The sequence below is a fragment of the Nonomuraea turcica genome, from assembly GCF_030718205.1.
Classification (GTDB): Bacteria; Actinomycetota; Actinomycetes; order Streptosporangiales; family Streptosporangiaceae; genus Nonomuraea.
The window spans coordinates 527828-539011 of record NZ_JAUZQF010000002.1; the positions used below are offsets into that span (position 1 = coordinate 527828).

The window sequence follows — 11184 nt, forward strand, 5'->3', positions numbered from 1 at the left end:
CAGGAACTTGGAGGGATCATAGTCACGGCGGGCGCGGATGTGTCAATACGCGTCGGCGGATGTCATGCAGTGTCGAGTCGACCTCATGCCCACGAGCTGGCCACATACGGCGACAGGGGAAGGGCGGATATGTTCGGCGTGCTATACGCCAGTAAGACCTGTCATTTCAGGTCAAAATTCATCGGTTCATGTCAGCGATGTGAACGTCGACCTGTGCCTGGACGAGCCGGTCGACCATGACGGGATCGGCCTTCGAGTCCGTGACCAGGACCCTCATGCGCGCGGTGGCCACGGTCTGGCACATCGTGTCATGACCGATCTTGGAGTGGTCGGCGAGGACGACGACCTCGCGGCCGGCCGCGGCGAGAGCCTGGTCGGTGGCGGCGGCGAAGACGTTGGGCGTGGTCAGTCCCCTCTCAGGGGTGACGCCGTCGCCTGACAGGAAGGTCTGCGCGCCCCGCAGGCCCTCCAGGTGCTGCTCGGTGATCGGCCCCACGAAGGCTTGGATGGATCGGCGCAGCGTGCCGCCCACCGCGACGACTTCGACGTGGGGCGCGTCCATGAGCGCCTCGACCACCAGGGTGGAGTTGGTGACGACGGTGAGGGACGGCAGCTTGGCGAGCCGGCGGGCCAGCGCCGCGGTGGTCCGCCCGGGACCGAGCAGGACGGCGGTGCCGGGCTCCACGAGCGTCGCGGCGTGGTCGGCGATGGCCTCGCGCTCGGCCGCCACCACGTCCGGGAGAGCCGGGCGCGACGCCGCTGACAGGACGGGCCGGGTCACGCCGCCCCGGGTGGCGTGCAGCAGGCCCTCGCCTACCAGCGATCGCAGGTCACGCCGGACAGTGGACTCCGACGTGCCGAGCGCACCGGCCAGCTCCTGGAATGAGGCGTATCCGTGCTCGTGCACGTGCTCCAGGATGCGGCGTCGCCGCTCTGCGATCAGCATGGGACCGGGCTCACCCATCTGTGGTAGGGCTCCTCTGGGACGCTACTTTACTCCAGAAGTTGTCAACAGCGGTCAATCGCCGAAATCGAGCGTACGCCGCATCGTACGGCTCACGCTCGCCGGCCGGCGTGTACACCCGGGGCGGGAACGACCGGCGGACCACCTCGCGCAGCTCTCCAAGGGAACCGATGCCCTCGTGGGCCATGACCTGGACGAGGAGATTGCCGATGCCGGTCGCCTCGACCGGCCCCGCGAGCACGGGCCGCCCGCCGATGTCCGCGGTGAGCCGGCAGAGTGTGTCGCTGGCGGCGCCGCCACCGACGAGATGCACGGCCTCGACCGGGCGGCCCGTCAGCTCCTCGGCCTGCTCCAGGACCAGGCGGTAGGAGCACGCCAGGCTCTCCAGGATGCAACGCACCGTCGCGGCCCGGCCCTCGGGCACCGGCTGGCCTGTCGCGCGGCAGAACGCCGCGACCCGGCCCGGCATGTCCTCCGGCTTGAGGAAACCCAAGTGAGCAGGGTCGATCAGCGGGCCGAAGGCGGGCGCGGTCGCGGCCTCGGCGACCAGGTCCGCATACGCAGCGCGGGTCCCCCAGGCCCGGCGGCACTCCTGGAGCAGCCACAGGCCGTTGAGATTGCGCAGGAACCGCACGGTGCCGAGCACGCCACCCTCGTTGGTGAACCCGGCGAGCCGGGACTCTGGGGTGGTGATGGGCCCGGCCGTCTCCACACCGACGAGCGACCACGTGCCGCAGGAGACGTACGCGACCGCGCCAGAGGAGCCGCTCGGACCGGAGACGACGGGTAGCGCCGCAACCGCCGATGCGGTGTCATGACCGGCCACGGCGACCACGACGGCCTCGCCGGGCCGGCCGGATTCGTCCCGCAGCGACCCGGCGACCGTGCCGGGCTCGACGATTTCCCCGCCGAACAGACGCGACGGCAGCCCGAGCCGGGCGATGAGGTCGCCGGCCCAGCGGCCGGTCCGGGCGTCCAGGAGCTGGCTGGTGCTGGCGATCGTCCGCTCGGTGAGCATCTCGCCGCTCAGCCAGAGGGTGAACAGGTCCGGTAACATCACCAGCCGATCGGCGGCGTCCAGCAGCGGCGACCCGGCATGCGCAAGCAGCTGGCACGAGGTGTTGATGGGCAGCGGCTGCACCCCCGTCACCTCATATTGCTCCTGAGAGGAGACCAGGGCGGTCAGGCCCGCGGTGTAGGGGTCGCGATGGTGCCGAGGGTTGGCCAGAAGCCGCTGGGCGCGGTCGAGCAGCCCGAAGTCGTTGCCCCACGCGTCCACGCCCACGCTGACGACCCGGCGCTCGGCGGCGACGCGCCCGATCCCGGCACGCGCCTCCGCCAGCAGGCGCAGAACGTCCCAGTGGAGGCCGCCGAGAACGCGCACCGGCACGTTGGGAAAGCGGTGGGCTTCGCTCACCACGAGACGCTCGCCGTCGAACTCACCCGCGAGCACCCGTCCGCTCTCCGCCCCGAGATCCACGGCGACGTAGGTGGGCACAGGCCGAGCCTATCCCGCTCACGGCGCCCGGAAGGTGCCGCAAGGTCACGGTTCGAAGGCGGCTGCGCCCACGCTGTACGGCTGCCGGCAGAGGCCCGCCTGATGGCCGCCGTTCTGGAACACCCGCCTTGACCGGCGCGGCGCAGCACCGCCACCTCGTACGGCAGGACCAGGGTCTCCGCCTCCTTGGAGGCGCTGCCGAGTGAGCAGGGTCAACCGCGTACGCCCACCGCTTCCGGCCCTGGACCCGACGGTGGTCAGCACCGGGACGATGACCTGCACGAGTGGTACAGGCGGCAGAACCGGCGGTGCTGAGCGCGCTGAACACACCGACCCCGCTCGCCAGACGAAGGGGCACAGTTTGGTCCGAACCTCAACGGCGTTCGAGGGCGGCTCGGGCTCTGCCCGCCATGGCCTCGTCCACCATCTCCCCCTCGAACGCGATCGCCCCGGCGCCGCGCGCCCGCGCCTCCTCCACCGCGGCGATCAGCCGCTCGTAGCGGGCGAGCTCCTCGGGACCAGGTGAGTACACCTCGTTGATCACGGGGACGTGGGAGGGGTGGATGGCCATCATGCCGTCGTAGCCGAGCGAGCGGTTCTGCTCCGCGAACGCCCGCAACCCCTCCAGGTCGCCGACGCCGGTCCACAGGCCGGCAACCGGACACGGCACTCCCGCCGCCCGGACGTCCAGCAGGACACGGGAGCGCAGGGCCAGGGTCTCGGTGCCCTCGCGGCTCCAGCGGTAGCCGATCGCGCGCTCGACGTCGCCGCCCTTGCCGGTGACCGCGCCCAGGTAGGCGACGCGGGGGGCGGCCCGGCCGATCTCGTACGCCTCCCGCAGCGCGGCGGCGCTCTCCAGCAGCGGCACCAGGGCGAGATGCCCTTCGGGCAGACCGTGTTCGCGTTCGCACCAGGTCAGGAGCCGATCGGCCATAAGCACGTCCGCCGGCCCGCCGATCTTGGGCACGACCACCCCGGCCAGGCCGGCGTGCGTGACGGCGCGCAGGTCCTCGGCGGCCGCCCAGCTGTCGAGGGGGTTGATGCGGACGAGGATGGCCATGTCGCCGCTCACGTTCGCGATGGCGTCGGCCACGCGGGCGCGGGCGGCGGGTTTCTTCGCGGGCGGGACCGCGTCCTCGAGGTCGAGGATGGCCGCGTCGGCCCCCGCGGCCGCCGCCTTGGCGAGCCACTCGGTTCTGGTCCCCGGGACGAAGAGCAGGGAGCGCAGCTGGGGCCGGTCAGATGACACCGCGCTTCTCCAGGTCCACGATCTCCTCCGCGCCGAGCCCGAGCCAGTCACGGTAGACGAGGTCGTTGTCCTGCCCGAGCGCGGGCCCGGTGCGCCAGATGTGCCCGGGCTCCTGGTGGAAGTGCGGGAGGGCGGCCTGCATGCGGACGGGGCCGAGGTCGGGATCGTCGACGGTGACGATGTCGCCGCGTTCGGCGTAGACGGGGTCGGCGGCGATGTCCGCGGCGGTGAAGACGCGGGAGGCGACCACCTCGGCCTCGGCGAAGGCCCGCAGGCACTCGCCGGTCTCGCGGGCCGCCACCCAGGCGCGGAGCCCCTGGTCCAGCCGTTCCCGTCCGGCGAGCTGCTGCCGGGTGGTGGCATAGTCCTCCTCGGGCAGGCCCAGGAGGCGGACGACGTTCAGCACGGAGCGGAGGGTCGCGGAGGTCACGGTGATCCAGTCGCCGTCGCGGGACAGGTAGGTGTTGATCACGGCGGCGGGGGCGACGGCGAGCTGGTTGCCGGATCTACCGGGGACGACGCCGAGCTGGTCATGGGCGATGACCTGCCATTCGACGAGCCGGAACAGGGGCTCGAAGAGGGCGAGGTCGATCCACTCGCCGTCGAAGCCGGGGTCGTGCGCCCGGCGGTGCAGGGCGGCGAGTATGGCGTAGGCGCCCATCAGGCCGGTCACCGCGTCGCCGTGGGAGAACCCGGTGTGCACGGGCGGGCCGTCCGGGAACCCGGTCAGGTGCACCACGCCGCTCCTGGCCTCGCCGACCTTCCCGAATCCCGGGGCGTCGGCCTGGGACGAGGTCGCGCCGAATCCGGAGATCTGCAGCAGGACGGCCTTGGGGTTGATCCGGTGCACGGCCTCCCAGTCGAGCTCCCAGCTCCGCAGCCGGCCCGGCCGGAGCGTGACGATCACGACGTCGGCCCAGGCCACCAGCCGGTGCGCGACCTGCCGGCCGCCGGAGTCATGCAAATCCAGGGTGACGGAGCGCTTGTTCCGGCCGGCGACCTTGAACCACAGCGGCTCGCCGTCGCGCGTGGGACCCATCGCGCGGGCGGCGTCGCCGACGCCCGGGGGTTCCACATGCACCACGTCCGCGCCCTGGTCGGCGAGCATGGAGCCGGCCAGCGGCCCGGCGACCACGTGGGCGAACTCCACCACCTTCAAGCCGCACAACTGCCCTCGCTGTTGTTCAGAGGCCACGCATGCTCCTTCGTCCTGTCGGGCTCCATGTCATCCTGCCCAGGTGAAGAAATGCGGGGCCAGCACAAAAACTCGATAAATTCATGCCATTTACGCATTAGTCAACCCAGGAGGCGCCCACAGGCACATCCAGCGCCCGAGTACGGGACTCCTCCAGCAGGTCGAGGAACGCGGCCGCAGCGACCGGCAGAGTCCGCCGCGCCCGGACCACGACGTCCAGTCGCCGCTCGACCACGGGGCCGACCAGCGGGCGGTGCAAGATGTGCCCGGGTCCCAGGAGCGGCAGCACCAGGGCGGGCATCGCGGACACGCCGAGCCCGGCGGCGACCAGGCCGCCCACCGTCGCCACGTTGCTCGCCTCCGCCGCGAGCGTCACCTCGGCGCCCGCCTGGGCGAACGCCGCGTCCGTGAGCCTGCGGACACTGGACTGCGGCCCCACGGCCAGGAACGGCTCGACGGCCAGGTCCTCCCAGGCGACCTCGTCGCGGTCGGCGAGCGAGTGCCCCTCCGGCAGCACCGCGTGGAAGCGGTCGCGGATCAGCGGGCGGTGTTCGAGCCGATCCGACGGCGCGCCGACCGTGGTGATGGCGAAGTCGGCGTCGCCGGACAGCACCTTGCCGAGGACGGCCCGTTCGAGCCCGTCCATGATGCGGACGGTCACGAGCGGGCGCTGTCCCCTGAAGGCGGAGATCATGCGTGGCAGCAGCACGGCCGCGACCGAGGGCAGTGTGGCCACGGCCACCATGCCCGACTCGCCGAGCAGGTAGCGCTGCAGCTCTTTCATGCCCGACCGGTGGGCGCCGACGATCTGCTCGGCCACCCGCAGGGTCTCCTGGCCCGCCGCGGTGAGCTGCACGTTGCGGGTGTCGCGCGCGAGCAGGCGGACGCCGAGCACGCGCTCCAGGTCGGCCACGGCGCGACTCAGCGTCGACTGCGAGACGTGCAACTGAGCGGCCGCGGCGGTGAAGCTGGCCGCCTTGGCGACGGCGACGTAGGCGGCGAGCTGCCGGAGGCTGGCTTCCATGGAGCAACTGTTGCGCATAACGCATGGATAAATCCACTTTTGATGGTGGACGTGAAAGGTCGGCGCTCGGAAACTTCTCCGTAACCTCCCGAAAGAAAAGGACCCCGATGATCGCGCTCCTGGGCTTTCTCACCATCGGCCTGTTCCTGGTGCTCACCATGACCAGGCGCGTCTCGGTTCTCACCGCGCTGGTGCTGGTCCCGGTGCTGACCGCGGTGGCCGGCGGGTTCGCCGCCGACATGGGCCCGATGATCCTCAACGGGCTGGCCAAGGTGGCGCCGACCGGCATCATGATCGCTTTCGCGGTGCTCTACTTCAGCCTGATGATCGACACAGGGCTGTTCGATCCGCTGATCCGCGGCATCCTGCGGGTGGCCAAGGACGACCCGGTGCGGATCGCCGTGGGTACGGCGGTCATCACCATGTGCGTGGCCCTGGACGGCGACGGCGCCTCGACCTTCCTCATCACCGTCTCCGCCCTGCTGCCCGTCTACAAACGGCTCGGCATGAGCCCACTGGTGCTCACCGGCGTCGTCTGCCTCGGCGCGGGCGTGATGAACATGATCCCCTGGGGCGGCCCCACTGCCCGCGCCATGGCGGTGCTGAAGCTGGACAGCTCGCAGGTGTTCACCCCGGTCCTGCCCGCGATGGCCGCCGGCATCGCCTGGGTGCTGGTGGCGTCGTACCTGATCGGCCTGCGGGAACGCCGCCGCCTGGGCACGGTGACCCTGCCCCCGCAACCGCAGGTCGTCGGCGACGGCCCAGGGACGCCCCGGGCCCCGGAGCGCAGGCACCCGGCCCTGACCGCCTTCAACCTGGCGCTGACCGTCGCGCTGCTGGTCGGGCTGGTGCTGCAGGCGATGCCGCTGCCGGTGCTGTTCGTGCTCGGCTTCGCGATCGCCGCGCTGGTCAACCACCCCACCTGGGAGAAGCAGCAGGAACTGCTCGACCGGCACGCCAAGAGCGTGGTCCTGGTCACCACGATGATCTTCGCGGCGGGCGTCTTCACCGGCATCCTCACCGGCACCAAGATGATCAACGAGATGGCCACCGCGTTCGTGAACATCATCCCCGACTCCTTCGGCGGCCACCTGCCGGTGCTGGTCGCGGTCACGAGCATGCCGCTCAGCCTGGTCTTCACCCCCGACGCCTACTACTTCGGCGTGCTCCCGGTGCTGGCCCAGACCGCCGGCGGCTTCGGCATCGAGTCCGCCGAGATCGCCCGGGCCGCGATCCTCGGCCAGATGACCACCGGCTTCCCGCTCAGCCCGCTCACCGCCGCGACGTTCATCCTCGTCGGCATGAGCGGCGTGCAACTCGGCCGGCACCAGCGCTTCATCTTCGGCTGGGCGTTCGCCACCACCCTGGTCATGACCGTGGCCGCGCTCGTGACCGGCGCCATCTCGCTCTGAGGAGTCCCCCCGTGAAGTACGGCAGGATCGCCGCCGCCCTGTCCGCCGCCCTGGCGCTCCCCCTCACCCCGCACCAGCCCGCCCACGCCGAAGCCGACCTGTTCTTCTCCTACGACCGGCCCGCCACATACGGAGTGCGTACCGAGCGCGTGTCGGTGCCACTGCGCGACGGCGGCCACCTGGCCTGCGACCTGCACCGGCCCGACGCCGACGGCCGCTTCCCGGTGATCGTGTACGACTACAACGCCTACAACCAGTTGGAAGCGCAGGGCCGCGCGGCCGCCTACTTCGTCACCCGCGGCTACCACGCCGCCGTGTGCAACGCCCGCGGCTCGGGCGACTCCCCCGGCCGGCTCGATCCGTTCAGCGCGCAGGAGCAACGCGACAACTACGACCTCATCGAGTGGCTGGCCGCCCAGCCGTGGTCCACCGGCAAGATCGGGCAGACCGGCGTCAGCTACGGCGGCCACTCCTCGCTCCTGGTGGCGGTGAACAAGCCACCCCACCTCGCCGCGATCATCCCCGTGGACGGGATCAGCGACTGGTACGAGAACACCATCTACCGCGGCGGCATCTACTCGGCCCGGATCCGCGACTGGCAGCGCGCCGTCGCCCCCGGCACGCTGGTCACCTACGCGCAGCACCCGCTCTACGACGACTTCTGGCGCGAGCGCAGCGTCAAGGCCCGCTGGAAAGACCTCGACATTCCCGTCCTGGAGATCGCCGGCTGGTACGACAGATACCGGGCCGCCATGGTGGAGAACTTCCAGGCCCGCCCCGGCAACGTCTGGCTGGTCGCCGGCCCCTGGCAGCACGGATGGCCGTCCGGCCAGCACGCCGACCCCGGCAACGGCGCGTACCTCGCCTGGTGGGACCGCTGGCTCGCCGGACGCCGGGACGCGCCCCTGCCGGCCGCCAAGGTCACCTCCTACGAGATCCGCGGCCCCGGCGCGGGCGCCGGCTGGAAGCAGTTCTCCACTTGGCCTCCTCCCGGTGCCCGCCGGCACCGGCTCGGCCTGAGCGCCGACGGAACGCTTACCTCCGCCCCGGGCGCCCCCGCCGCCCTCCACTTCACCGTCAACACCGACCCGGCCGCCGCCGCCCCGGACGAGCGGCTGACCTTCCAGACCCGGCCCTACCAGCAGGATCTCGTCCTCGCCGGAGACATCACGGCGAAGGTACGCGCCTCCTTCACGGCCGCCGACGGCAACATCGCCATCGTCGCCGAGGACGTCGCCCCTGACGGCACGGCCGCCCGCATCACCCAGGGCTGGCTCAAGGCCAGTCACCGCTTCGGCCACGACCGCGCCGTCCCCGTCCGCCCCGGCAAAACGTACGACCTGGAGCTCCGCACCTGGCCCACCCACTACCGGCTGAGCGCCGGCCACAGGCTGCGCGTCACCGTCTCCAGCGACGACCACCCAGAGATCGACTCCGACGCCCCGGCCGGCCAGGTCCACCTGCGCGTGGGCCGCGGCGGCACCGAGCTCCGCCTCACCACCTGGAAGGATCCGAGGTGAGCCCGCTCAGGAGACTCCTCGCCGCGATCGCCGTCCTGCCGATCGGGCTTTCCCCGCAGGCGCCCGCCAACAGCACGTGCGAGAGCGTCTTCGGCGCGAGGAAGTCAGCATGAGAGCTGGGGAATGTGCTGCGGGCTCGGCTACCGCACGATAATGTGTTCGACGTGCGGGGCGAAGGGTTACTCTGGAAGCTCCGAAGGGTCACGACGGACACAGCGTGACTGTCGCCGCCGGGCGGGCGGAGACGAAAAACGCCTTCCGCGCAAGCGGACGGGACGATCCATGGGGTCGTTCTGGTGGAGGCCCGGTAAGACCACTCTCCGGAGTGGCGCAGGCCGACGAAGCACGAAGCCAAGGAGGCGTCACACGAGCCTGTGTGACGCGGGCCGGAATCTCCGGGAGTCATTCATCCCGGGGAGCGCGTCAATGGGCACCACCCAGCCGGCTCGCGCGAACTTATGGCGCCGCACGCACCTGCGCGAGCCGGTGAGACCCGCCCCTCGCCGGCCGGTACGCACGCGCCCGGGGCGAACGCCACTGGACCGCCCCTCCAGTCAGTCGGCTTCTGGGCCTACTCCGCTTCTTCACCTCAGCTCCACCAACACCTTGGGCCGATCTGTCCCGATGGCCTCACCCGGTCCTGGCTGGCGTAACCCCGAGGAACTTCCTGCGAAGACCACTTAGCCAATCAGAGACGCTGTGGACAGATGCCGGAGGGTCGACGTTCGGGCCAGCAGGCGAGTGTGATGGACCACGCCTCCTGACACCGCAGGCGTTTCTCCTTCGACGAGTTGGATGAGGAGTTCCGTGGCGATTCTCGTCGCTCCGACGGGATCGAGGGACAGCGTGGTGACCGGCGGTGTTGTCGTCTCGTAGGCACTGGACTCGCTCGCACAGGCCACCAGGAGGTCTTCGGGAATCCGCAGGCCATAGCCAGGGGCGGCCGACAGTACGGCGTGCCCGCATCGGTCGTACGGACCGAAGATGGCGTCGGGAGGATCGTCCCGGGACAGGAGGCGGGCGACGGCAGGGGCCGGATTCTTGCGTCTCATGAGTTCGAGAAGGGCGGGCTCTCCCCGCTCGGCACACCACTGACGGTACGTTGTCATGCAGGCCTGGATGTAGTAGTCGGTGGTGTCGCCGCCGAGTAGGGCGACCCGCTGTGCACCGGCCTGCGACAGGTGGTCCAGCACGCCGCGCACCGCGCCTTCGACATCGTTGTCCACCCAGATGTCGTTCGGCTCCGCGCTGACCGGCCTCCCGATGTGGACGACGGGCACGCCGCGCATCAGCAGATCGGCACGAACCCGATCGCCCTTCGGGCTGTCGATCAGCAGCATGCCGTCGACGGGCAGAACGGCCCACCGCTCCAGGCCGAGAGCGGTGGGTTGCACGACGAGCCCATAGCCGTGTTCGTGTGCGACCACGGTGGCGGACTGGATGGCCTGGGAGAAGTAGGGGATTTCCGCGAAGCCCCATGAGGCGGGGTGGTCGGTGGTGACGGCCAGGCCCAGCGTTCTCGTGTGCGTCTTATCAGGAAGGTAGCCGAGCTCTCGTGCCACGCGCCACACGTTGTCACGCGTGCTCTGGGACATGCGGCCGGCCGAGTTGAGCGCGTTGGAGACGGTCGCGATCGACACTCCGGCCACTCGCGCCACATCCGCCATGGTCACGTCAGGTGAGGGCTTTCGGGGCACCTTTACAATCGTACGCTCGTGGCGTTTCGCGGAGGTTACCCGCCGGCTGTCACTCGGCTGTCTCCACCGGGACGAATGACCCACCGTGACCAGGGATGATCAGGCTCGGACGCAGGGCGAGCACGCGCTCGCGCGATCGTCTCAACGCGTGGGCGTCCTCGGCCAGCGGGTCGTCGGCCGGCCCGTCGGCACTCCACCACAAATGTGTGGCGACGACCAGCCCGCCATCGGTCTCCGCCACCGTGGAGATGTCCTGCGCCGTGTGCCCCGGGGTTCGCAACAGCCGGACCGAGGGCGACAACTCGAAACCATCGGCCTCACGCTCCACCCACTCGTCCCCAGCGTAGATCGCCCAGTGGTCGTGGAAGCGGGCCTCGGGGAACAGGGCGGCGTTCAACGTGTGATCCGGGTGGTGGTGAGAGAACACCACGTCGGTGACCTGCTCGGGTTGCAGGCCCAACTCGGCGAGAGGGTCCAGGATGAGCCGGCGGTGGGCGACCATGCCCGGATCGACCACTGCGATCAGGTCGCCTTCCCGGATCAACGTCACGGTGCTGGCGACCCGCTCGTCGGCGTATCCGTCCGTGAGGACGTGAACGAATGCTGGCATGCCAGGCAGCATACG

General features: G+C 70.6%; 9 protein-coding genes. 2 read left to right on the forward strand and 7 right to left on the reverse strand.

Translation table 11 applies throughout. The annotated features are described in order from the left end of the window. Positions 1-178 precede the first annotated feature (178 nt). The 5 genes from Q9G87_RS07990 to Q9G87_RS08010 form a co-directional block, all read right to left on the reverse strand. Positions 179-964, reverse strand: a complete 786-nt coding sequence (locus Q9G87_RS07990; RefSeq protein WP_305915562.1) for a DeoR/GlpR family DNA-binding transcription regulator — start codon at positions 962-964, stop codon at positions 179-181. After that, entirely contained in the window at positions 957-2462 is a 1506-nt protein-coding gene (locus Q9G87_RS07995) for a rhamnulokinase (protein WP_305915563.1), read from the reverse strand. Before Q9G87_RS07995 ends, Q9G87_RS07990 begins: the two co-directional genes overlap by 8 nt. A 373-nt stretch (positions 2463-2835) precedes the next feature. After that, positions 2836-3711 carry an HpcH/HpaI aldolase/citrate lyase family protein gene (locus tag Q9G87_RS08000; RefSeq protein WP_305915564.1) on the reverse strand — a complete coding sequence of 292 codons (876 nt, stop codon included), beginning with the start codon at positions 3709-3711 and terminating at the stop codon, positions 2836-2838. Beyond that, a complete protein-coding gene (locus Q9G87_RS08005; protein ID WP_305915565.1) occupies positions 3701-4906 on the reverse strand; it encodes a CaiB/BaiF CoA transferase family protein in 1206 nt (401 codons plus the stop codon). Before Q9G87_RS08005 ends, Q9G87_RS08000 begins: the two co-directional genes overlap by 11 nt. A 97-nt stretch (positions 4907-5003) precedes the next feature. Beyond that, complete coding sequence (locus Q9G87_RS08010) at positions 5004-5930, reverse strand: LysR family transcriptional regulator (RefSeq protein ID WP_305915566.1); 927 nt, start codon at positions 5928-5930, stop codon at positions 5004-5006. Between the two features lie 23 nt (positions 5931-5953). Between Q9G87_RS08010 and Q9G87_RS08015 the strand changes: the two genes are divergently transcribed. Next, positions 5954-7342, forward strand: a complete 1389-nt coding sequence (locus Q9G87_RS08015) for a CitMHS family transporter (protein WP_371825745.1) — start codon at positions 5954-5956, stop codon at positions 7340-7342. An 11-nt stretch (positions 7343-7353) separates the two neighbouring features. Next, positions 7354-8862 carry a CocE/NonD family hydrolase gene (locus Q9G87_RS08020; RefSeq protein ID WP_305915568.1) on the forward strand — a complete coding sequence of 503 codons (1509 nt, stop codon included), beginning with the start codon at positions 7354-7356 and terminating at the stop codon, positions 8860-8862. A gap of 680 nt (positions 8863-9542) precedes the next feature. On the opposite strand, the gene Q9G87_RS08025 is transcribed toward Q9G87_RS08020, so the two are convergent. Both Q9G87_RS08025 and Q9G87_RS08030 read right to left on the reverse strand, forming a co-directional pair. After that, complete coding sequence (locus tag Q9G87_RS08025; RefSeq protein WP_305915569.1) at positions 9543-10559, reverse strand: LacI family DNA-binding transcriptional regulator; 1017 nt, start codon at positions 10557-10559, stop codon at positions 9543-9545. A gap of 49 nt (positions 10560-10608) precedes the next feature. Beyond that, complete coding sequence (locus tag Q9G87_RS08030) at positions 10609-11169, reverse strand: MBL fold metallo-hydrolase (RefSeq protein ID WP_305915570.1); 561 nt, start codon at positions 11167-11169, stop codon at positions 10609-10611. Between the last annotated feature and the right edge of the window lie 15 nt (positions 11170-11184).